The organism is Sporosarcina sp. SAFN-010, assembly GCF_059415065.1.
In genome coordinates this window covers 360,741-382,661 of record NZ_JBPFDS010000001.1, presented here as the reverse complement: position 1 = coordinate 382,661, position 21,921 = coordinate 360,741, and the positions used below count along the sequence as shown (strand labels likewise).

The 21,921-nt window shown below is 44.4% G+C and carries 23 protein-coding genes; 19 read left to right on the top strand and 4 right to left on the bottom strand.

All coding sequences use genetic code 11. The features are described from left to right. The first annotated feature begins 87 nt into the window (after positions 1–87). From ACR65F_RS01915 to ACR65F_RS01905, 3 genes are all read left to right on the top strand, one after another. Positions 88–1,641 carry a fatty acid--CoA ligase family protein gene (locus tag ACR65F_RS01915; protein ID WP_440502995.1) on the top strand — a complete coding sequence of 518 codons (1,554 nt, stop codon included), beginning with the start codon at positions 88–90 and terminating at the stop codon, positions 1,639–1,641. 369 nt (positions 1,642–2,010) lie between these two features. Beyond that, positions 2,011–3,720 (top strand): methyl-accepting chemotaxis protein, encoded by a 1,710-nt coding sequence (locus ACR65F_RS01910; protein ID WP_440502993.1) that lies wholly within the window; start codon positions 2,011–2,013, stop codon positions 3,718–3,720. 295 nt (positions 3,721–4,015) lie between these two features. After that, positions 4,016–5,995: a S9 family peptidase gene (locus ACR65F_RS01905; protein ID WP_440502992.1), complete on the top strand. Its 1,980-nt coding sequence runs from the start codon at positions 4,016–4,018 to the stop codon at positions 5,993–5,995. A 61-nt stretch (positions 5,996–6,056) separates the two neighbouring features. Here ACR65F_RS01905 and ACR65F_RS01900 read toward each other — a convergent pair whose 3' ends face one another. Next, a complete protein-coding gene (locus ACR65F_RS01900; RefSeq protein WP_039042143.1) occupies positions 6,057–6,398 on the bottom strand; it encodes an alpha-helical endospore appendage domain-containing protein in 342 nt (113 codons plus the stop codon). Between the two features lie 591 nt (positions 6,399–6,989). Here ACR65F_RS01900 and ACR65F_RS01895 point away from each other — a divergent pair. Next, entirely contained in the window at positions 6,990–7,298 is a 309-nt protein-coding gene (locus ACR65F_RS01895; RefSeq protein ID WP_440502990.1) for a late competence development ComFB family protein, read from the top strand. A gap of 224 nt (positions 7,299–7,522) precedes the next feature. On the opposite strand, the gene ACR65F_RS01890 is transcribed toward ACR65F_RS01895, so the two are convergent. After that, positions 7,523–8,332, bottom strand: coding sequence for a flagellin (locus ACR65F_RS01890; RefSeq protein WP_440502989.1), 810 nt, complete (start codon positions 8,330–8,332; stop codon positions 7,523–7,525). A 109-nt stretch (positions 8,333–8,441) separates the two neighbouring features. Here ACR65F_RS01890 and ACR65F_RS01885 point away from each other — a divergent pair, with 109 nt between their 5' ends. Further along, positions 8,442–8,828 carry a flagellar protein FliS gene (locus ACR65F_RS01885; protein ID WP_440502988.1) on the top strand — a complete coding sequence of 129 codons (387 nt, stop codon included), beginning with the start codon at positions 8,442–8,444 and terminating at the stop codon, positions 8,826–8,828. 39 nt (positions 8,829–8,867) lie between these two features. Next, a complete protein-coding gene (locus ACR65F_RS01880; protein WP_440502987.1) occupies positions 8,868–9,029 on the top strand; it encodes a hypothetical protein in 162 nt (53 codons plus the stop codon). 24 nt (positions 9,030–9,053) lie between these two features. Here the strand turns inward: ACR65F_RS01880 and ACR65F_RS01875 are convergent, their stop codons facing one another. After that, entirely contained in the window at positions 9,054–9,830 is a 777-nt protein-coding gene (locus ACR65F_RS01875; protein WP_440502986.1) for an enoyl-CoA hydratase-related protein, read from the bottom strand. A gap of 155 nt (positions 9,831–9,985) precedes the next feature. On the opposite strand from ACR65F_RS01875, the gene ACR65F_RS01870 reads away from it, so the two are divergent. The 13 genes from ACR65F_RS01870 to ACR65F_RS01810 all read left to right on the top strand — a co-directional run bounded on the left by ACR65F_RS01870 (position 9,986) and on the right by ACR65F_RS01810 (position 20,566). Beyond that, on the top strand, positions 9,986–11,218 hold the full coding sequence (locus tag ACR65F_RS01870; protein WP_440502985.1) for an EAL and HDOD domain-containing protein: 1,233 nt from the start codon (positions 9,986–9,988) through the stop codon (positions 11,216–11,218). Between the two features lie 77 nt (positions 11,219–11,295). Beyond that, the gene (locus tag ACR65F_RS01865; RefSeq protein ID WP_440502984.1) at positions 11,296–12,150 is read left to right on the top strand and encodes a DegV family protein; all 855 of its coding nucleotides are present in this window, start codon (positions 11,296–11,298) and stop codon (positions 12,148–12,150) included. Between the two features lie 18 nt (positions 12,151–12,168). Next, positions 12,169–13,554, top strand: coding sequence for an ATP-dependent helicase ComFA (locus ACR65F_RS01860; RefSeq protein WP_440502983.1), 1,386 nt, complete (start codon positions 12,169–12,171; stop codon positions 13,552–13,554). Next, positions 13,551–14,162, top strand: a complete 612-nt coding sequence (locus ACR65F_RS01855; RefSeq protein WP_440502981.1) for a ComF family protein — start codon at positions 13,551–13,553, stop codon at positions 14,160–14,162. The genes ACR65F_RS01860 and ACR65F_RS01855 overlap by 4 nt, the downstream gene beginning before the upstream one ends. 18 nt (positions 14,163–14,180) lie before the next feature. Continuing rightward, entirely contained in the window at positions 14,181–14,594 is a 414-nt protein-coding gene (locus ACR65F_RS01850) for a TIGR03826 family flagellar region protein (RefSeq protein WP_440502979.1), read from the top strand. A gap of 425 nt (positions 14,595–15,019) precedes the next feature. Continuing rightward, positions 15,020–15,289, top strand: coding sequence for a flagellar biosynthesis anti-sigma factor FlgM (gene flgM, locus ACR65F_RS01845; RefSeq protein ID WP_440502977.1), 270 nt, complete (start codon positions 15,020–15,022; stop codon positions 15,287–15,289). A 39-nt stretch (positions 15,290–15,328) separates the two neighbouring features. Then, positions 15,329–15,835, top strand: coding sequence for a flagellar protein FlgN (locus ACR65F_RS01840; RefSeq protein WP_440502975.1), 507 nt, complete (start codon positions 15,329–15,331; stop codon positions 15,833–15,835). Positions 15,836–15,848: 13 nt separating this feature from the next. Next, complete coding sequence (gene flgK, locus ACR65F_RS01835; protein ID WP_440502973.1) at positions 15,849–17,336, top strand: flagellar hook-associated protein FlgK; 1,488 nt, start codon at positions 15,849–15,851, stop codon at positions 17,334–17,336. A gap of 18 nt (positions 17,337–17,354) precedes the next feature. After that, on the top strand, positions 17,355–18,218 hold the full coding sequence (gene flgL / locus ACR65F_RS01830; RefSeq protein WP_440502971.1) for a flagellar hook-associated protein FlgL: 864 nt from the start codon (positions 17,355–17,357) through the stop codon (positions 18,216–18,218). Between the two features lie 71 nt (positions 18,219–18,289). Further along, a complete protein-coding gene (locus ACR65F_RS01825; RefSeq protein ID WP_440502969.1) occupies positions 18,290–18,844 on the top strand; it encodes a DUF6470 family protein in 555 nt (184 codons plus the stop codon). A gap of 20 nt (positions 18,845–18,864) precedes the next feature. After that, complete coding sequence (gene fliW / locus ACR65F_RS01820; protein WP_440502968.1) at positions 18,865–19,308, top strand: flagellar assembly protein FliW; 444 nt, start codon at positions 18,865–18,867, stop codon at positions 19,306–19,308. A 1-nt stretch (position 19,309) separates the two neighbouring features. Continuing rightward, on the top strand, positions 19,310–19,537 hold the full coding sequence (csrA, locus tag ACR65F_RS01815; RefSeq protein WP_440502966.1) for a carbon storage regulator CsrA: 228 nt from the start codon (positions 19,310–19,312) through the stop codon (positions 19,535–19,537). Positions 19,538–19,753: 216 nt separating this feature from the next. After that, positions 19,754–20,566: a flagellin N-terminal helical domain-containing protein gene (locus ACR65F_RS01810; RefSeq protein WP_440502965.1), complete on the top strand. Its 813-nt coding sequence runs from the start codon at positions 19,754–19,756 to the stop codon at positions 20,564–20,566. A 39-nt stretch (positions 20,567–20,605) separates the two neighbouring features. Here the strand turns inward: ACR65F_RS01810 and ACR65F_RS01805 are convergent, their stop codons facing one another. Beyond that, complete coding sequence (locus ACR65F_RS01805) at positions 20,606–21,865, bottom strand: motility associated factor glycosyltransferase family protein (protein WP_440502964.1); 1,260 nt, start codon at positions 21,863–21,865, stop codon at positions 20,606–20,608. Positions 21,866–21,921 lie beyond the last annotated feature (56 nt).

Below are 21,921 nucleotides of genomic sequence, written 5' to 3'. Positions count from 1 at the left end.
GCTGTTGAATTATTTAAATTTTTCTTATATACTAATAGTTGATGGTAATGAATGACTATTCATTCAACTACGAAGGGTGGTACTACGATGAATTTAGTAGAAAGAGTCCGGGCAACCGCAAAATCACAGCCTGGAAAAACAGCTTATCACTTTACAGGTAAGGATACATCGTACGCAGAATTTGACCAATCAGTCGCACTATTCGCATCCGCTTTACAAGACTTAGGAGTAAACAAAGGTGATCATGTCGCTTTGTTACTCGGCAATACACCACATTTTCTTATATCGCTATATGCAACCATGCGATTAGGTGCAACTGCGATTCCAGTGAATCCAATCTATTCACCAGATGAAATCTCGTACATTCTGCAAGATAGCGATGCAAAAGTAGTCGTTGCGCTCGAACAACTACTTCCACTCGTTGAAGCAGCATCTGTTCAGCTTCCTGTCATTGAACACTATATTGTGTGTGAGACAACGGGGGAGACAAGTGAAAAAGTAGAGGCATTGTCCGAACAGGCGAAAGCAAAAACGCATTTGTTCACCCAAGTGCTCAGAAGTGGAAAGTCTGACATGGAGCCAGTTGCTGTCGATGAAAATGAAACCGCTATCATTTTGTATACTTCCGGTACGACTGGTCGTCCAAAAGGCGCTATGTTGACGCATCGAAACTTGTATTCAAATGCTAGTGACGTTGGAGAGTACCTCGGATTTTCTTCTGAAGACCGCGTCATCGCAACATTGCCAGTGTTCCATGTGTTCGCACTGACTGTTGTTGTCAACGCACCTCTCGTCAAAGGAGCGACGATTGTCCTGATGCCAAGATTCAGCCCGGTTGAAGTGTTCAAAGCTGTGAAAGAGCAGCAAGCGACAATCTTTGCGGGTGTGCCGACGATGTACAACTTCATGGTGCAATATCCGGAAGCAACACGAGAAGACTTTTCGTCGATTCGACTCGCAATTTCAGGCGGGGCGTCCCTACCAGTTGCACTCCTTGAAAACTTCGAAGAGAAGTTCCAAGTAAAAGTGTCGGAAGGATACGGTTTGTCGGAAGCGTCGCCAGTGACATGTTTTAATCCACTAGATCGTGAACGCGTTCCGGGTTCAATCGGAACGTCGATCTTGAATGTGAAGAACAAAGTAGTCGATGAGCTTGGAGATGAAGTGCCTGTTGGACAGGTCGGAGAACTCATCGTCCAAGGCGACAATGTCATGAAAGGCTACTATAAAATGCCCGAAGAATCAGCAGCTGCCCTTCGTGACGGCTGGTTGTACACAGGCGACCTCGCACGGAAAGACGAAAATGGCTACTTCTACATAGTCGATCGCAAGAAAGATCTGATCATTGTTGGAGGGTATAATGTCTATCCGCGAGAAGTGGAAGAAGTATTGTTCACGCATCGCGACCTCGTAGAAGCAGCAGTTCTCGGCGTACCGGATCCGAATTTCGGTGAAGAAGTCCTTGCTTATGTGGTCGCAAAAGATGGGGCAGATGTGACTGAAGAGCAGCTGATCGCATTTTGCGAGAAGCGTCTTGCGAAGTACAAAGTGCCCAAGCATATCGAATTTTTGGATGAACTACCGAAGAACACGACCGGTAAAATCTTGCGACGTTCTTTGAAGGATTTCGTGAAAGTTTGAGGGCTAGTGGGTTAAGTGCAGGGGGCGCGAATTTGCGTCCTCTTTTTTGTGTTCAGAAAGACTAGGGCTACCCGCCCGTTTCGACGAAGAACCCGCCCGTTCTCGAGGTGAACCCGCTCGTTTCGGCGAAGAACCCGCCCGTTCTCGAGGTGAACCCGCTCGTTTCGGCGAGAAACCCGCACGTTCATCGAGGTGAGCCCGCCCTATTACGCAGTCTAAGCGCTCCATTCCACAAGGCACCCGTTCAACTCTACCACCCCACCTCACCACACCTTGCAAATATATTAAAAATTCACACGTATGTCGAAAGTCTACAAGTTTTGGTCGATATATACGCTATATACTAAAAGTATAAAAAGGGGGTGCCTTATGAAAAAGTCGGTTAGAGGAAAATTGAATGCTGTGTTTGGAACCATTTTGGTCTTGATTCTCGTGCTTGGAAGTATTGGTGTGGTTAGTTCGTACAGGTTGAATGAGAACACAAAGGCCATGAATGAAGGGGTTCTGCCGAAGATTCAGTACAACAACGAACTTGAGCAAACGGTGCAACAGATGTTAAGTACTACGCAGCGACATCTCGTGTCGAAAGATCGTCCGTTTGAAGAGAAATATGAGGAAGAAATTGCATTAAACCAAGAACAATTGCAAGCGACAGAAACCGCTTATAAGAAAGCGCTACCATCAAACGAACAACAAGCATTCGACGCGGTTCAAGTTCAATTAGATATCTACGACAGTCAAATCAAGGAATTATTGCAAACAAGCAAAGCTGGTAATAAACAGGAAGCTATTCAGAACTCTTATGAAACTGGCGTAACCATCGATACCCTTAGAAGTGACTTACTCGCGCTTGAACAGGCACATAAAAATGAACTAACAGCAATCGAAGAAGAAGGACATGCCTTATACTTAAGTGTTCTCATCACAATGATTGTCGGTGCGATCCTAGGCATCGTCATTGCAGGATTTGGCATTCGCTACCTGCAAAGCAAAATACAAAAACCGATCACCATCATCACGAATCGGATGAATGCAATGGCGGAAGGCAAATTGACGCCGGAACCTCTTGAAGTAGGAGATCCAGACGAAATTGGACAATTAACACGAGATGCCAACACGCTATCCGACAACTTATATCGAATCATTGCAGAGCTACAGACAACAATTGCTACAATTGCTTCGACATCTAGTGAACTAACAGCAAGTGCAGATGAAACTGCGCAAGCTTCGACACAAATTACGGAAGAGATTGTCGGCATATCGGAAGGTTCATCCGAACAATTGGAATACACACACTCAACGACAACAATCGTTTCTGAAATTACTCAAGGTATGGATCAAACCGCAACGGCTATTCATACAGTGTCAGACCTTGCAATTTCCACAACGGAAGAAACGCAAAATGGCACAGCGGTCATGCAGCAAACCGTTCAAAAAATTGAGCAAATCCAAGCATCCACGGTTCATACAGCTAATGTGGTGCATGAACTCTCCAAGAGATCTGAGAAGATTGGGAGTATCGTTGAGCTCATTACAAAGATTGCGGGGCAGACGAATTTGCTAGCGTTGAATGCTTCAATCGAAGCGGCGCGTGCAGGAGAACATGGGAAAGGGTTCGCTGTTGTTGCGGGGGAAGTCGGAAATTTGGCGTCGGAGTCTGCGAAAGCGGCGAGTGAAATCAACCGTTTGATTGGAGAAATCCAAATGGAAGTGAAGAGTGTGCAACAGGCGACTACGGTGACGAAGTCGAATGTCGAAGAAGGCTTGTCAATGGCGAAACGTTCAGGCGAGCGTTTCCATGAGATTGCGAAGATGATTGGTGAGGTGTCGGCCCAGACGGAGGAAGTGTCTGCGATTAGTGAGGAGATCAATGCAAGTACGCATTCGATGAAATCGCTTGTCGGGCAGGTGGAGGAGTTGTCGGAGCGGTCCGAGGGCAGCGCGCAAAATATTGTGGCGGCGGCTGAGGAGCAGAATGCGACGATGGAGGAGATTTCGGCTAGTGCGCATGTGCTGAGTGATATGGCGGAGTCGCTGAAGGTAATGATTGATGTGTTTGAGTTGGAAACTGGGAAATAGGTTAGTAGAGGGTGTTGATTTGCACTTCAGACGGACGCTTTCCGCGGGCTTGATCTCAGCCGCTTCCTTCGCTTTGCTCAGTCCAGGGTCTTCGATCTTCGCTGATCCGCAGGAGTCGCCGTCTTACGTTTCAATCAACAGGTATTGTTGGACATAGGTTTCCTACTCAAACAGGTGGGGAGGAAAGAAAAGAAAACCTAAAACCCTCAAACCCAAAAAACCTCAGAAAAAGTTTTTAGATTAGGAGGGAAAGTCTTACGGGTGTCGAAATAGATGGCATTAGGGAGGAATGAAGATGACAGGTAAACAGATGGTTCGGCAAGAGGATTTATTTGAATTGAAGTCGGTGACGAATCCGGTGTTGTCTCCGGATGCTTCTGAAGCGGTGTTTATTGTGACGCAGATAGATAAGGAAGAGAATGCGTATCATGCGCATTTGCATCACCTTGATGTGGAGTCGGGAAGTTCAGCGCAATGGACGTATGGGAAAGAGCGTGTTTCTCAGCCTCAATGGTCGCCGGATGGAAGTCGAGTTGCGTTTTTATCGACACGTGATGAGAAGAACCAGCTGTTTGTTATGCAAGTTGCTGGAGGAGAAGCCCGCCGTTTGACTGACTATGAGACGGGTGTGAATAGCTTCTTGTGGGCGCCATGCGGAAAGGAAATTTGGCTAACAAGTACACTGGAAGACGGAAAAACGTTTACAGATAAAGAAGGGAAAGACGAAAAGAAACAACCTGAAGCGCTTCGCGTTACGACGATGAAATATAAGGCGGATGGGGCAGGGTTTGTGAAAGAAGACCGTCATTCGCAAATTGGTTGTTTAAATCTGGAAAGTGGAGAAATCACAGCATTCACAGAAGATCCTTTCCATCATTCCTTGCAAGCAGTGTCGCATTGCGGAAAGAAGCTCGTTGTCGGCGCGAATCGCGCTGAAAACAAAGATTTCGACTTCCGTCAACCGTTGGTGCTTGTTGATGTTGAAACGAAAGAAGAAACGGTTCTTGTCGATGAACAAGGTTATTTTGGTGGCGCAACGTTTTCAGAAGACGATCGCTATATTGCATATGGCGGATCGGATCGGACGTTTGAGAACGCGACTCACTCTGACCTGTACGTCTATGACTGTGAAAACAAGACGACGCTTAATCTGACGGAAGCACTCGATGCGCCTCTTGGGGATGCGGTAGTCGCGGATCATCAGCAAGGACCGAATCCACCTGAAGCGGTTTGGACGAAAGGCAATTACTTGTACTTCCAAGTCACGACGATGGGGGATGTCCGACTGTATTTCGCAGATTTGGAAGGTAGCTTGTATCCTGCTTCTTCTGAGTCGGAGCATGTCTACGATTATGATGTAGCGAAAAACGGACAGTTCGCACTCGCAGCTGTTAGTAATCCGGTAAACCCTGGCGAATTGTATCGTCTAGACATTTTAACGGGGGAACGAAAAGCATTGACATCGTTCAATGAAAACTATGTAGCGGACACACTATTAGTACAGCCAGAAACGATCCAATTAGAAGGCGCTGGAGGCTTTGACGTTCATGGTTGGCTGATGAAACCGGCTAACTATGAAGAGGGCAACACGTATCCGCTTGTCGTGAACATTCATGGTGGTCCGCACGCGATGTACGGCAATTCGTTCTTCCACGAAATGCAAGTATTGGCGTCAAAAGGATGGGGTGTTCTCTACATCAATCCACGTGGCAGTCACGGCTATAGCCAGGCATTCGTAGACGCAGTACGCGGCGATTATGGTGGCGGAGATTACCAAGATATTATGGATGCACTGGATGATGTTTTAAAAAATCATAGCTGGATTGACAAAGACCGGCTCGGCGTTACAGGCGGAAGCTATGGCGGATTCATGACGAACTGGATTGTCGGCCATACGGATCGCTTCAAAGCCGCTGTTACACAACGTTCCATTTCCAATTGGATCAGTTTCTTCGGAGTTTCAGACATTGGATATTACTTCAGTGACTGGCAGATTAAAGCGGATATGACGGATGTCGACACATTGTGGAAGCATTCGCCGCTGAAATACGCAGAAAATGTGAAAACACCTCTGCTCATTCTTCATTCAGAAAATGACTTACGCTGTCCGATTGAACAAGCCGAGCAGCTGTACATCACGTTGAAAAGCATGAAAAAGGAAACCGAATTCGTTCGGTTCCCCGAGTCTGACCATAACTTGTCCCGAACAGGAAAACCAAACTTGCGTATTACGCGCTTGAACGAGTTAACGGACTGGTTTGAAAAGAGCTTATGACATGAGGAAAACGCCTGTCCCGGGGGAAGGAACAGGCGTTTTTTGATGAGGTAGGAAGGGGTTAGCGTGTGCAGCATTCTCCTACATAAGGGGGATTTACTGAATCGTCGGCTGCATCGATTGCGATGCCTGCTCTAATTTTCTTAACAACTGCGTCTTCGATACAACAAACGCCTTTTAACACATCAGCTAGAGCTTTGTCGAACTCGATTTTTTCGCAAGGTGTCGTATTATTTTCGTTGAACTCGCGGAATTTTTCTACTTCTTCGAACAAAATTAGTGTGACTGCGAATTCTGTCAGCAAAGCAGAAACGATAGTGATCTCACCCAACGTGATACGAGGATTGTTGAGAGATTCTGCTGCTACTGATTGAAGTTGATTAAGCATTTTAGCGTGGTCCATGGTCATTCACCTCCTTTAAATGTGGTGCGTCCGGACATTTTAGTATATGCGGCTCGTTTTACAAGAGTTGGACAACCGTCCGTGGGACAATCTACTCAAAGTGTTGTGGATGTGTTTTTGATCGACATGTCGAGGAAGGAAGGTTTTACTAGTCCGTACATTAATAGTGTATGATGTGAATTCTGCACGAGTTGGACAAGCGTCCGAGGGAAATTGTCTTGTGGATGTGCTTTGAACTAGGCGTCGTTTAAGGTAGGATTTATTCGTCCGAACACTACTAGTATATGCAGCTTGTTTACTGACAATTGGACAACCGTCCGGGGCCAACTGTCTTGTCGAGTCAAAGTGCTGATGTGAGTACATTTCAAGCATGTTTCATCCGAACACTTCTACTATATTCTGATGCGGAAATGGTGAAGGGACAGACGTATGGGGACAAACTTCTTATGGGGACTAGGAATTTCAGCAAAACAAAAGCGATTGCAACTATTTAGGAAATATTGTAGGATGAACGTATTAGTAAAACTGTCCAGACTTTTCCAGATTCCCTGAAGGCTTGGATAGCTACATAGAGTCGTGAAGGGAATTCGAATGGAGGAGAACGAAGTGGGAGTCCACAATGTAATGGAAGATGTCGTTCGTGATACCTTGTTGTCATATAAAAATAATATGAATCTTGCCTGTGACTGCGAGCAGTGCTTGAATGACATTTCGGCACTCGCCCTCAATGAGTTGCCACCCCGGTACATCTCTAACTCAAAGTATAGTCCGTATGTCCGTGCTACTCATGAAGCGGATCATCAAGGAATCACCAATATTATAGCTATCATCGCTAAATCAGCAGCTCTTGTTTCTCAGAGTCCGCGCTGTGAGACGTTTGCGTTGAAACAAGGGCAGTAAAAAACACCGAAGCGCATGTGGCTTCGGTGTTTTTTTTCACTAATATAAAGCAAACAGTGTTGATATTCGCTCCAGATGGACGCTTTCCGCGGGGCGAGGTGGCAAGCCGCTTCAGTCGCTACGCTCCTTCCAGGGTCTTTCCATCTCGCTAATCCCGCAGGAGTCGCCATCTTCTGCTACTATCAACGGTGCTGTTTAATAGATTATGTCGTAACTAAAAACTTTTATTTCAACAATCCAAGTGACTCCTGCAACGTGCTATTGACATGTTTAATCAGTAACTCGTCACCTTTTTTACGGATGTCGGATCCGACAAAGTCCATCATCTCTCTCGCCATATCGGCGTCTTCTAATAGCGATAACGACTTATTCAAGTTCACTTCAAAAACGCCAGCGTTCGTTAAATGATGCTCAAGCGATTCCATTTGCGAACCGATTTTTGTGAGGTATCCTGTCACTGTCCCTAACGCTTTATCAATCGTGCTGATCAGCTTGTCTGCGTCCTCCTGCGTCGCTAGCGATGCGCCTCCAAGCCCAATGGCGTCTGTGTGGACATCAAACAAGCTAATCTTCATATGCTGCGAGGCGTTTCCACCTACTTGAAGTGTTAGCTCGCTATCTTCTCCAAGGATCTTCATCGTATTGAACTCGAGCTTGTCCGCTGTATCATTGATGGCGGCAAAAATCTGTTCGAGTTCCAATCCGCTTGCTACTCGGTCTGAATCCGTAAACGTTCCATTCGCGGACTGAACCGCCAATTCACGTGCCCGTTGCAACAAGCCGTTGACGTTGTTCATCCCTTCGTTGGAAGATTCGAGAACAGATAATCCGTCTTGCATATTGCGCTGGGCTTGCGAAATCCCACGGATCTGTGCACGCATCGTTTCAGAAATCGCAGAGCCAGCTGCATTATCGGCACTCGTTGCAATTTTTAATCCGCTTCCTAGATGACGTAATGACTTCTCAATCTGCTTGTCGTTCCGTACTCCGCGATTCGCTGCCATTTGAATTTGTTCGTTGCTATTTATACGCACGTGGCTCACCTCATTTATGTAAATAATGGCTTCTCACATTATATCGACCGAAAGTCATGAAATTGAATGCTAACTTGCCGATATAGAAAGAAGAACGGAGGCGGAGTGGATGATCACTATCAAACAAGCGGTTACAGCCTATCGCAAAATGAATGCCAAATCGCTACCGCCACTTACCGCGGTATGTCAAGCACTAACAGCAATCGACCAACAACTGGATGCTTCACTTCACCAACTCGAACAAAACGACAAACACTGGCGGGACGGACTCTTACAATCCCAACAATTGGTCTTCGAATTAATGGCAATGACCGACGCTACCTCTGTAGAAGGTGAGCGACTACTGACCCTCTATATCTATGCCAATCAAACCCTAGTGACTGCATCACTCAAAGCAGACGTGGATGCTATTTTGGAAGCCCAGGCGATTGTGAGGAGCCTGCATACTGATTGGCACCATGCAAAGAAGAAACAAGTGCATACAACGTATATATAAAAAGCTGCCCGCGGTGGCAGCTTTTTTGGATGGAGAGTGATGGTAGCGGTCGGGAGAATGGGCGGGTACGGAGAGGAAACGAGCGGGTACGGAGAAGAAACGATCGGGTGCGGAGAGGAAACGAGCAGGTACAGCACAGAAACGGGCGTGTTCAGCGAATCTCTTCCTCCCTCCCCACAAAAAATCACGAATCCACCATAAAGCAGATCCGTGTGTCCCTCCCTCTTATCTTCCTTTAAACTCCGGCTTCCTCTTTTCAGCAAACGCATTCAACGCTTCAATTCGATCCTCTGTCGGAATCGTAATTTCATACGCTTTTCGTTCAATCGTAAGTCCCGTCGCAAGATCCGCCTTCATTCCTTGTTTTATCGCAAATTTCGCTTGTTGCACTCCAATTGGCCCGTTTGCGAGAATTTTGTCGGCAAATGCCTGTGTCTTTTCTTTCAATACAGCATCTTCGACAGTACGTGTCACGAGTCCGCACAATGCGGCATCAGATGCGCTCAATCGCTGTGCGGTCAAAATGAGCTCAAGCGCTTTTGCTTCTCCTACGAGACGCGGCAAACGCTGGGTTCCTCCAGCACCTGGAATGATCGCAAGACCCGTTTCCGTCAGTCCCATAACAGCGGACATCGCAGCGAATCGGAAATCACAGGCGAGTGCGAGCTCCATCCCTCCACCAAACGCGAAGCCGTTAATCATCGCAATTGTAGGCTGAGGCAGCTGATCAATCATCGTGAAAACGTCTCCGATTTTGTTCAAATTGCGTTTCACGTCAACGTCCGTTAACGTCTTTCGTTCTTTTAAATCTGCCCCCACACTAAGCGCGCGATCCCCGGAACCTGTCAGTACAACAACACGTACTTCAGGGTCAATGCGAAGTTGCTCGACCGTTTCTCCAAGCTCGCGAATCATGTCGTAATTGAACGCATTCATCGAATCAGGTCGATTCAACGTCACCCAAGCGAGTCCATTTTTCTTTTCCAATAAAATTGTTTTCATCCCATACACCCCCAAAAATCATTGAATACTCTTAAAACATATCATTTCAAAGAAGTTGAATCCAGAAGAAGGATACTATTGTAAAATAGCGAACTTGCAATATAGTGCTTATTTGCTACAATATAGGAAAATGGACTAAGTTAGGTGGAATCCCAGTGGACGCAAGTGTATTTGTAGGCAGGCAGCCGATTTTAGATCGTAATGGAAACCTTTTCGGCTACGAACTTTTATATCGCAACAGTGAAGTGAACCGGTTTCCAAACGTCAATCCAGAAAAAGCGACAATCGGTGTATTAGTCAATACATTTCTCACGATCGGTGTCGATCGCGTTTCAGGAGCATACCCGTCCTTCATCAACTTTACCGGTGAGTTGTTGGCACAAGATCTGTACGACCATCTCAATCCAGCGAGAGTCATCATCGAAGTGTTGGAAGATGTCGAAATTACGCCGACACTTCTCACTAAACTACGGAAATTAAAAAACCAAGGCTTTCGAATCGCACTAGATGATTTTGTCCTGACGAAGCAATATGAAGTCGTGAAAGGATTGTATGAAATTATCGATTTCATCAAAGTCGATTTCATCCAATCAGATCGACAAGAACGCGAACGGATTCAACATTTCATACGTGTCTATCCGAATGTCCAATTGCTAGCTGAGAAAATTGAAACAGAAGTCGATTTTCAGGAAGCGAAAGATGCGGGGTACACGCTCTTTCAAGGGTATTTCTTCGCAACACCAGAAATAGTAAAGGGCGCTGAAGTGCCTGTGATTGATGAGCACAATTTCCGGATTATGGACCGACTGAATACCGAGTTGCCGAGTGTGCAGGAAGTGGCGGGACTCATTACGCAAGACATGTCACTCACTTACAAACTACTCCGCTTCATCAACACCTATGCGTTTGGCATCCCAAGAAAAATTACATCCATCCAACAAGCGATCGTCCTTATTGGACTGCAAGAAACAAAAAAATGGCTTTACATCATCACAATCCATCAAATGGGTGTCGGTCAAGGGAAAGGGAGAACGAAAGTACTTGTCGATTATTCCCTTGTACGCGCGAAATTGTGTGAGTTGCTAGCAAAACGAAATGGACACCAAAACTCGGACGAATTTTTCTTAGTAGGCATGTTTTCGATGTTGGACGCGATATTACATCGTGATTGGCACGAAATTGAACACGATATTCCCCTTTCGGATGAAGTAATGCAAACACTAATGGGGGAAACGACAATGATGACCCCTTTCCTTCAAATCGCGATTGCTGTCGAACGTCTCGACTTGCCGCGTATGAAAGTGCTATGCAAGGAACTTGACATCCCGTTAAACGATTTGTGTGTTTATTCCCAAGAAGCGATCCGCTGGGGACGTCAGCTTGACTAAAAAACTTTTACTTTTCATCACATTGCATTTCCCAATTCTAGCGCAATTCGTTAGAATGAGGAAAGGAGTTGATGAGAGTGAAAATTGCAGTTGTTACAGACAGTACGGCCTACTTACCCGAAGACTTGCGCAAGCGGCTACAGATCCATATCGTTCCGCTCGCAGTAACAATAGATGGACAAGATTATGACGAAGAAATCGATTTAACCTGTAAAGAATTTTACGAAAAAGTGCGTGGAGATGGACCTCTACCGAAAACTTCGCAACCGTCCGTCGGCCAATTTGCAGAGAAGTTCAACGAATTGAATGACGCAGGTGCAGAGGGAATCGTTTCTATTCACTTGTCGAGTGGCATCAGCGGTACATACACGGGCGCCGTCCAAGCGGGCGAACTGGCTGATACCTTGGACGTTCGTGTTTTCGATTCGGAAATTTCCTGTTACTTGCAAGGGTTCTATGCGATTCGCGCAGCGGAATTTGCACAAGCAGGTGCTTCGATGGATGATATCATGGGTGAACTCGTGGAAATGAAACAAACGATGCGTGCGTATTTCATGGTCGATGATTTGTCTCACTTGCAACGTGGTGGCAGACTATCCAGTGCACAAGCATTAATTGGCGGCCTACTACAAGTGAAACCTATTCTACATTTTGTCGATAAAGTCATTGTGCCTTTCGAGAAAATCCGGACACGAAAAAAAGCGATGAAGCGGATTGCAGACATGCTTGCAGAAGACGCAGCGAAAATGCCTCTTGAAGCCTCAATCATTCATGGAAATCAGCCCGAAGAGGCGGAACTATGGCTAGCAGAATTGAGTGAACGTCTCCCAGACGTCAAATTCACCATCAGCCATTTCGGTCCCGTTATCGGTACTCATCTCGGCGAAGGTGCCATGGGACTAGGTTGGGTCAAGCGAAAAACGAACAACTAAACAGTAGGGGGTGTGCGGATGAACAAACCATTCGATCCGGCCGTCAGAGACTTTCTGGACGGTCGCATTTGGTTGCGTCAGCATACGCCTTTTTCTATGGAAATCATTAATGAACATATTGAGAGCGGAATGATTGAAACGACTCCTGGAGTCACGATGAAAAAAGGATTGTTCGGGCAAATTAGCTGTAAATGTATTCGATGCGAAAACGAAGACGAAGACCCTCACCTATTCACCTCGTTCGATTGTCTGCAATGCGAAGGTCCATGTGCATATTGCCGTAACTGCCTGCAAATGGGAAGAGTCTCCGTTTGTACGGAGCTTATCGTCTGGAAAGGTCCACCTACCTCGTATCCGACAGAGCACGCACTTGCCTGGGAAGGTACATTGACGAAACACCAGAGACGAGCGTCAGAAGAGTTATATGAAAGTACCTTGAAAGCACGTCCACATCTCATTCACGCAGTTTGTGGGTCTGGTAAGACCGAAATATTGTTTGAACCGATACATAAGCTACTAGTAGCAGGCAAACGCATATGCATCGCAGCACCTCGCGTCGATGTCATATTAGAACTTGAACCACGACTACGCGCAGCATTTCCATCGACAAAACTGGAAGCGTTGTATGGAGGCGCTGATGTCAAAGCATTCGACGCCCAACTGATCCTAGCAACGACCCATCAGCTTTACCGATTCCGTCATGCATTCGACGCGATTGTTGTCGACGAAGCCGATGCTTTTCCATATACTGCAGTGAAAACTCTTCAGCACGCCGTCCGAAAAGCTGCAAAATCAGCTGCACCAATCCACTTCGTAACCGCAACACCATCAGACAATTTACTGACAGACATCAAGAAAACAGGGGCAGTCTCGACCATCTATCGTCGCTATCACGGTCATCCACTCCCTGGTCCACGATATGAACCACTCTGGAACTACTCCAAACAGCTATCCAAAGGGAAAATACCGAAAGCACTTGAAAACTGGATTAAACAACGGCTCAATCTGAACGAACCATTCCTAGTATTCTTTCATGAAATTGAACTAATGATGAAAGCGGAGCAAGCTATCCGGCATCTCGACGACCGAATCCGAGCCGTCCATTCCGCTCATCCTGACCGTAAACAGCACGTCCAAGACTTGCGTGTTGATAAGATACCAGGCTTGCTGACGACAACCATTCTGGAACGGGGGATTACGATTAAAAACATCCAAGTGGCAGTCGTCGGTGCAGAACAATCCATATTTAACACGGGTGCACTTGTTCAAATTGGCGGTCGCGTGGGTCGAAATGTGAACCATCCATCCGGCGATTTCGTGTTGTTTCATAATGGAATCAGTTACGCGATGGACCACGCCCGCAGGGAAATAAAACGGCTGAATGCAGGAGGGGATCAACCATGAACCTATGCTTACTGTGTATGAAACCAATCTCTGATGTCGCCTCTTGGCAATCATTCTTCGCTTTAGAAAAGAAAAAGACACTTTGTGACGATTGTTCAAAACGTTTCGTTCGTGCCGACATAAAGGAAGAAGGAGATGTATTAGATGCCGTTCATTCTCTGTACGAGTACGACGAAGCGATGCGGGATTGGCTTCATCAATACAAGTTCCTGCAAGATGTAGCACTTGCACAAGTGTTCTCAAACGAACTGCGACGTGCATTTTCAAGCACGGATACAATCGTTCCCATACCGATGCATCCAGAACGCGCGCGGAGCCGGACGTTTGCTCACGTGGAAACGTTATTGGGTGGTGCAAAACGACCCTATGTGCAGTTACTGACTAAGACCAATACAAGTGTCATGGGAGAAAAGTCCAGACATGAGCGATTGAACATGGAACAGTTATTTGAACTCGTACCAGGTGCAGCTGTACAGCCGATCACGTATCGATTGGTGGACGATATTTATACGACGGGAACGACGCTACGACAGGCGGCAAACGTCTTGAAACAAGCAGGCGCCGCAAGGGTAGAAGCGGTGACCCTTATTCGATCAATCCAGAAATGAGTACAGGAGGAACTACAAATGGCAGAACTAAGACATTGCCCATCATGTGGCGATTTTTTCAACTATACAGGTGTGCGTGAAGTGTGCGGGAAATGTGGGATGAATGAAGAACGCGTCTATGAAGAGGTGTACCGCTTCTTACGAAAGCGAGAAAATCGTGCAGCGACAATCGAACGCATTGTAGAAATGACAGAAGCGACTGAGGCAATGCTTCACAAATGGGTACGAAAAGGACGCTTACAGCCTGCAATGTTTCCGAATTTAGGCTATCCATGCGATACTTGTGGGAAGCTGACTTCTAAAGGGAAACTGTGTGACGAGTGTACAGCAGACCTAAAACAAGATTTAAAAAAGTTTGAAGCGGCTACAGAGTTCCGAGAAGCGATTCAACAGAAAGAACAAAGGACGTATCTTTCAGAACGTAAAAAGTGATCAAATGGCAGTTCCAGTGGTTATACAATGACTGATTGGGATTGCTATTAACTTTTCTGGCATTTTATATTAGCGACGCAAAAAAGCGTCCATTAGAATCCTTTGATTGAAGTGAAAGACGACGACTCCGGAGGGAACAGCGAAGATTGAAGACCCTGGACTAAGCGGAGCGAAGGAAGCTGCTGGAATCGAGCCCCTCGGAAAGTGTCCGTCTGCAACGTAATCCAAGAACGTCTAATATCCATCTAATGAATTAGTTTTGTAACCTTAAGAACGGGTACGTGTAAAGCGCTACCAATCCAGTAGGTAATGAGATGTGGATATCCGGAAAACTGTAATTTCGTACGAAAGACCCTTCAACTACTCGGAATTCAGCCGAAATAGTTACTAACAGCCAATAATTTTCGAAAGGAGCGAGAACAGACATGAAAATTACAAACAATAACATTCCTCCGGTGAACCCTTATCGGACGAACCAAGTGAAAAACGAACAAACAAAGAACGAAACTGCTGTTCAGAAAGATCGTCTAGAAATTTCAAAAGAGGCCAAGCAACTTTCCGAACCGAGCCCGATTACGTCACAACGTAACGAGAAAGTCAGCGCATTGAAAGCACAAATCCAAGCTGGCACGTATAAGGTCGACGCGGAACAGCTCGCTTCAGATCTGATCGGCTATTACCAACCGAAACAGTAAGCGGGCGCACTTCATTTGAGAAAGCAGGGGACCCTTACCATGAAAAATCAAACAATCGAATCGATTCTAGGTCAGCTCGACCAATTGGAGAAGCTTCATCGAAGCCTGCTGCGCATCGCAAACGAAAAAACAATACGTATTAAGAAAAACGACATCAGTGGACTCGATCAGCTACTCAAAGATGAGCAAGCTCATATCGCTGCAATCTTGCAGACAGACAAAGCCCGTGAAACAGCAGTCGTTGCTTTTTTCACCGAACAAGGACGTTCGGTACCGCTACAACCTACAATCACTGATGTACTCAGCATCATCCAAGAGCCTGAACAGACTCAGCTCAAGGAGGCGAAGGACCGTCTCCTGCACGCGATTCATGAATTGAAATGGCAGAACGACTTAAACCAGAAGCTTACTTACCAATCGCTTCAATTTGTGAATCTGTCGCTGGACATGGTCCGTCCACGGACCGAATCCGTGAACTACTCAAAAAACGAAATACAAGGCAAACAAACAGCTGAGAAAATCGCATCATTCGATTCACAAGCTTGAGGAGGAAATCATCATGGGCTCTACATTTATGGGATTAGAAACAAGCAAACGCGGCCTGCAAACCCACCAGTCCGCTCTTTATACGACGGGGCATAACATTAGCAACGCCAACACGCTAGGATACTCACGCCAGCGTGTCAATATGGAAGCAACAAGTGGATTCCCAGGTGTGGGTATGAATGCCGGGACAATGCCGGGCTTTTTAGGGACGGGGGTTCAAGCAGGTTCAATTCAGCGAATTCGAGATAGCTTTGTTGATCAGCAATTTCGTGGGGAATTTAACAAACTTGGATACTGGGACTCGCGTTCACAAGCGATTGGTCAAATTGAAGATGTAATGAATGAGCCGTCTGAATATGGTTTACAGAAATCACTCAGCCAATTTTGGAGTAGTTTAGAAGACTTAGCGGTGCACCCGGAAAACGGGGGAGCACGTAAAGTAGTCATCGAGCGCGGGAAAGCGGTGGCGGATGCGTTTAACTATATGAATAAGTCTTTAGAAGAATTGAAGACGAATGCGGGGCAAGAGCTTGATATCGCAGCAAAGGATATTAACTCGATTTTGAGTCAGATAGCAGGACTGAATGAGCAAATCAGCAGTATCGAACCAAACGGATACTTACCTAATGATTTGTATGATGCACGTGATGTGTTAATCGATCAGCTATCAGGCTATTTGCCAATCGAAGTGAGTTATTCAAAATCAGGTGGAAATGCTTCTGCAGTTGCAGAAGGATCCGTGACGATTAAGTTGAAGTCGAATGGCGGTCCTGAAGTAAACTTGGTAGCAGGGAAAGATGCTGCTACAATGAATGTTAACAAGACGGATGGAACGGACGGCAAGGTTTCTAGCATTGACTTTGCAACGAAAGATGGAGATGTTTCAGTCACTACAGATCAGATGCTAAATACAGGAAACATTAAATCACTAGTCAACACATATGGCGATCAGAACGGCAATGGACTATTACCTGATATGTTCACAAAACTAGACAAAATGGCAAACGCATTTAAGGATGCATTTAATACACAACATAGACTTGGAATGGGTCTTAATGATGCCGGCGGGAATGATTTCTTTGAGGGTACAGGTGCAGGTGGCATAAAAGTACGTCAAGAAATTATTGATGATCCTTCGTTGATTGCGGCATCAGATGCCGCAGGAGAAGAAGGAAATGGTAATAATGCCAAGCTACTCGGAAAAATACAATTTGACAAAAATGCTGATCTTGACGGTGCTACTATCCAAACCTACTTCCAAGGAATTATTGGACAACTTGGTGTTGACGGAGAACAAGCAGCAAAAATGAAGTTCAACTCAGAAACTCTCATGATTTCAGTGTCAAATCGTCGGGATTCAATCAGTGCCGTATCACTTGACGAAGAAATGACTAACATGATCCAATTCCAGCAAGCGTACAACGCTTCAGCGCGAATGGTGACGGTCGTCGATGAAACACTCGACAAAATCATTAATGGCATGGGTGTCGTTGGTAGATAATAAGGAGGAATCTTACAGATGCGTGTTACACAATCAATGCTTTCCAGCAATATGCTCCGTAACTTAACGACAAGCTATAGTAAAATGGGCAAACTAAATGAACAACTGACTACTGGGAAAAAAGTGAATCGTCCTTCCGATGATCCCGTAGTTGCCATGCGCGGGCTTGGTTACCGTATGCAAGTAGACAAGGTCGCACAATATCAGAGAAATATCGGTGAAGTGAACAACTGGCTCGATAGTACTGATGATGCGCTTGATAAGGTCGGACAAGCGTTGCATCGTACGAAAGAACTTGTCACGAATGCTGCTAACACAGGGACTATGACTGATGCGGACCGCGATAAGATCAAATCTGAGTTAGACCAACTTCGTCAACAGATTCAAGATACAGCGAATACAAAAGTTGGGGACAAATATATCTTCAGTGGTACTAAAACTGAAACACCCCTGTATACAAAAGGTACTGGATACGGTAATGACCCAGCATTTGAGCAAGATATCACCATCAATGTATTTGATGGTGTGGACTTAAACGTGAATTCGAAATCAGTTGCAATGTTTAAAGATATTGATGACATGTTCCAGCAGATTGAAGATGGGACGATAAGTTTTGATGAGGCCATTGGTGCTGTTGATGGTATGATGGATGATCTCTTGACGGAACGCGCTGATGTTGGGGCTCGCCAAAATAGAGCTGAACTGATGGACGATCGTCTTCAAACGCAAGAAGGAATTTCTAAGAAACAAATGTCATTGAACGAAGACATCGATTTCGAGAAGGTCATTACTGAAATGATTTCTCAGGAATCAGTCCATCGCGCAGCACTTTCGGTAGGTTCACGGATTATTCAACCGTCTCTCGTAGACTTTCTTAGATAAATAAGATATGCACGAGACGTGCCAGGTACTCTTGTGCCTGGTATTTGTTTTTTTATATGGAGGTGTTAATCGTGAATTTTCCGCAATTACAAATTCAAACAACGCCGGGGATTTTGACAATGAATACAGTTAAGGGAGTTCAAGAGATTGAACAGCCTAGAGCTATAATGGAACAGGAGCAACCGGCTGCGATATTGGAGATTTCAACCACACGTCCCCGATTATCAGTGGACACAACAGCAGTTCGTGAAGACATTGATATGAAGAGTGTGTTCAGACGGACAGAAGAGTATGCACAGTTAGGACGCCAATCGGCACTTGAAGGTGTGGGACGAAGGGCGTCTGAAGGACAGCAATTATTGAAGATTGAAAATGGTGGGAACGCTATTGCAGATCTTGCGAAACAAAATGGAAACCCAGCACCTGCACAATTAGGAATCCGATTTGTTGCAAACCGATCTAAAATTCAGATGTCAATTACACCGGGCACAACGACAATTAAGGCAACACCTCAAAAACCGATTTTAAATGTTCAAGTAAACAAACCTATCCACACCTATACTCCCGGTACAGTGAGTGGAACTATGGAGCAATATCCTTCCATCCAAATTGACTGGAAAGGTTGATAACTAAAGGAGTGTCTGAAATGATGATACAAACAAAGTTTCATGGGGAACTCAGTATTGATTCTATTCAGCAGTGGGAATTTCCCCACGGCCTGCCAGGACTCGAAGAAGAAAAACAATTTGTTTTATTACCTATCGAAGGCAATGATAGTTTTCAGGTCATGCAATCGATTACGAATACTCCTATTGCGTTGATTGTCTCCAATCCATATGCGCTTGTTGAAAACTATTCAATTTCAATAGATGAACCAACACTAGATTTATTGAACATTAAGAAGCAAGAAGAGGTAATGATCTTGACAGTTATGTCACTAAAACAACCATTCGAATCTTCAACAATGAACTTACAAGCACCACTTATTTTTAACAGTACTAACCAAAAAGCAAAACAGATGATATTGAACGATTCCCAATTTAGCTTACGTCAGCCAATAGGTAAACCAGCTGAAAAGGGGGCATATTAAGATGCTAGTTCTTTCCCGTAAACCAAATGAAACCATAAAAATAGGTGATCAAATTGAAGTACGAATTATTGAAGTAAAAGGAGATGCAATTCGTATTGGAATTGAAGCTCCCAAATCAGTAGAGATACTACGAGGAGAACTGGTGCAATCTATTTCAGAGAATAATGCCGAAGCTATTACAGTAGACTTGGATGTATTTAACCTATTGACCAATAGCACTGAGAGTTAAGACGGATCTTGCTTTTTTGCTGTATTACAGTTTAACGTTAATTACAGAAAAAACTTTTTAAAAACTTATCAAAATGACTAAACACTTGATAGACCTATCCGATATTATCTATGTAAGCAAGAGAAGGATGTTTCGGCCGGCACCCTGACTCAAGCAAACAATAAAATGATCAGGTTCACAAGGATGTGAACCTCAAAACTCAAGGAGGAAAACACAATGATTATTAATCACAACTTAGCAGCAATGAACACTCACCGTCAATTAGGAACGAACAACACAAACGCATCTAAAAACCTAGAGAAACTATCTTCAGGTCTTAAAATCAACCGTGCTGGAGACGACGCAGCTGGTCTTGCAATCTCTGAAAAAATGCGCGGTCAAATCCGTGGTTTGGATATGGCTTCTAAAAACGCACAAGATGGTATTTCTTTGATCCAAACAGCTGAAGGTGCTTTGAACGAAACACAAGCAATCCTTCAACGTATGCGTGAACTAGCTGTTCAATCTTCTAACGATACAAATACTACAAGTGACCGTAAAGAACTTCAAAAAGAAGTTGCAGAGCTTACAACTGAAATTACTCGTATTGCTACTGATACAGAGTTCAACACTCAAACACTTATGAGTGGTGGATTCACTGGGAAAACATTCCACATCGGAGCTAATGAAGGACAGTCAATCACACTAAACATTGGTAGTATGACAGCTAGCGGCCTCGGAGTGAGCGGCATTAATATTAGTGGACAAGCTTCAGCAGATAAAGCTATCACTACTATTCAAACTGCTATCGATAAAGTATCAGCTGAGCGTTCTAAACTTGGTGCAAACCAAAACCGTCTAGAGCACACAATCAACAACCTTGGAACTTCATCTGAGAACTTGACTGCAGCTGAATCACGTATCCGTGACGTTGATATGGCTAAAGAAATGATGTCGTTCACTAAGAACAATATCTTGACTCAAGCGGCTCAAGCGATGCTTTCACAAGCTAACCAGCAGCCACAAGGCGTACTTCAATTACTTCGTTAATAGTGTGAAAAGCGCAATCCTTAAATGGATTGCGCTTTTTTACTTGAACTTTTTATAATACTCGAGAAGGCTTATATGCTCCCAATTTTGGATATATGCACCGCCTTCTGTACAATTCATTAAATTATGTTCTCCATGATTTTCTGCATAATCTTCAAACCACATTCTATAAAGAGTTAAATTATTGGAAGTCATTACAGTTCCGTTACGATAATAATTCAGGACTTGATTTTTGCCAAACTGTTCAATAACATCCAAAGATGAATGAGTTCCAGAAGCGTGAGTTTTACCTCCAGTGAATGCCAAATCCTGTCCTACTAAGGCAATGGGTCCTCCACCCAAGTACACCATAATATCTAATAATATAGTGGCGACAGAGCCTCCAGTTTCCATGGTAGGATCATTGAATTGTTTCGCCATTAATTCAGCTTCTTCATATCCGCGTTGCCAAATTACTCTACGGGGGCCTTTATGAAGTAATATGGTATTAGTCGAGGCAGTACTTAGATAGAACAGTGTTGTATTTGGTAAATCAATTTGATCAAGTTGCTTTTCTGTCGCCTGTGCATCGATGATCGCATAAAAATCGGGAGTAATACCGTATGAGATTAAAGGTGATAATGAAGTTCCTACAGCACCTAAAATAAAATTCCCACTGTTTTGAATCGTTTTTAAAAGAGGTAATTGTTTATTAAGTGAAGGACCAGCTGAAATAAGTATCATTGGTTTTCCAAGATATTTTTCTTTCATATTGTGAATTCCATCATCATTTAGAGTGACATTCCGGTTAAAGTTCTCCTTCATGAAACCTATTTGAGTGGAAAGTGATTTATTCTGCAAAATAATTTTTCTCAAAATAGCAACTACTGAAGAAAAGTGTACAGGTATAATATTAAAGTATTGCTCAAGACTGCAAATGTTTGTTGAACTGATAGAGGTGAAAAGAGAGTTTCTTTGATATTCACTTAATTCGCTAAACTTTTTTAAAGACACATTTTTACACTTTTCAAGTGCACCTTTGAATAGAGATGTGGCAAACCAATCGTAATATTGGTCATTGAACTCAACAACAATTATCGATGTATTAGGCAACAGTTTTGATAAAGCTACAATGTGATAGCCCGCGCATAAACCAAAAACAATAACTTCTTCTTCGGGTTTTATAAGAATGAGAGTATTCTCTGCCCATTTTTGTGATGCGTGTAATGGATCGTATTTACTGTGGAAAACTAATGTTTGATTATTCAATTCTACTTTCACTGTAGGAACCGTTTTAGTGTTTAGGCAAGATATTTTCATAATACAGTCTCCAATCACTTCCGTTTAGTAAATATGATAATTTAATAATGATATTT

Bases quoted from the DNA above. Each gene is read 5' to 3' on its own strand.
- ACR65F_RS01915 (WP_440502995.1), top strand. From the start codon at position 88: ATGAATTTAGTAGAAAGAGTCCGGGCAACCGCAAAATCACAGCCTGGA.
- ACR65F_RS01910 (WP_440502993.1), top strand. From the start codon at position 2,011: ATGAAAAAGTCGGTTAGAGGAAAATTGAATGCTGTGTTTGGAACCATT.
- ACR65F_RS01905 (WP_440502992.1), top strand. From the start codon at position 4,016: ATGACAGGTAAACAGATGGTTCGGCAAGAGGATTTATTTGAATTGAAG.
- ACR65F_RS01900 (WP_039042143.1), bottom strand. From the start codon at position 6,398: ATGGACCACGCTAAAATGCTTAATCAACTTCAATCAGTAGCAGCAGAA.
- ACR65F_RS01895 (WP_440502990.1), top strand. From the start codon at position 6,990: ATGGAGGAGAACGAAGTGGGAGTCCACAATGTAATGGAAGATGTCGTT.
- ACR65F_RS01885 (WP_440502988.1), top strand. From the start codon at position 8,442: ATGATCACTATCAAACAAGCGGTTACAGCCTATCGCAAAATGAATGCC.
- ACR65F_RS01880 (WP_440502987.1), top strand. From the start codon at position 8,868: ATGGTAGCGGTCGGGAGAATGGGCGGGTACGGAGAGGAAACGAGCGGG.
- ACR65F_RS01875 (WP_440502986.1), bottom strand. From the start codon at position 9,830: ATGAAAACAATTTTATTGGAAAAGAAAAATGGACTCGCTTGGGTGACG.
- ACR65F_RS01860 (WP_440502983.1), top strand. From the start codon at position 12,169: ATGAACAAACCATTCGATCCGGCCGTCAGAGACTTTCTGGACGGTCGC.
- ACR65F_RS01855 (WP_440502981.1), top strand. From the start codon at position 13,551: ATGAACCTATGCTTACTGTGTATGAAACCAATCTCTGATGTCGCCTCT.
- ACR65F_RS01850 (WP_440502979.1), top strand. From the start codon at position 14,181: ATGGCAGAACTAAGACATTGCCCATCATGTGGCGATTTTTTCAACTAT.
- flgM (WP_440502977.1), top strand. From the start codon at position 15,020: ATGAAAATTACAAACAATAACATTCCTCCGGTGAACCCTTATCGGACG.
- ACR65F_RS01840 (WP_440502975.1), top strand. From the start codon at position 15,329: ATGAAAAATCAAACAATCGAATCGATTCTAGGTCAGCTCGACCAATTG.
- flgK (WP_440502973.1), top strand. From the start codon at position 15,849: ATGGGCTCTACATTTATGGGATTAGAAACAAGCAAACGCGGCCTGCAA.
- flgL (WP_440502971.1), top strand. From the start codon at position 17,355: ATGCGTGTTACACAATCAATGCTTTCCAGCAATATGCTCCGTAACTTA.
- fliW (WP_440502968.1), top strand. From the start codon at position 18,865: ATGATGATACAAACAAAGTTTCATGGGGAACTCAGTATTGATTCTATT.
- csrA (WP_440502966.1), top strand. From the start codon at position 19,310: ATGCTAGTTCTTTCCCGTAAACCAAATGAAACCATAAAAATAGGTGAT.
- ACR65F_RS01810 (WP_440502965.1), top strand. From the start codon at position 19,754: ATGATTATTAATCACAACTTAGCAGCAATGAACACTCACCGTCAATTA.
- ACR65F_RS01805 (WP_440502964.1), bottom strand. From the start codon at position 21,865: ATGAAAATATCTTGCCTAAACACTAAAACGGTTCCTACAGTGAAAGTA.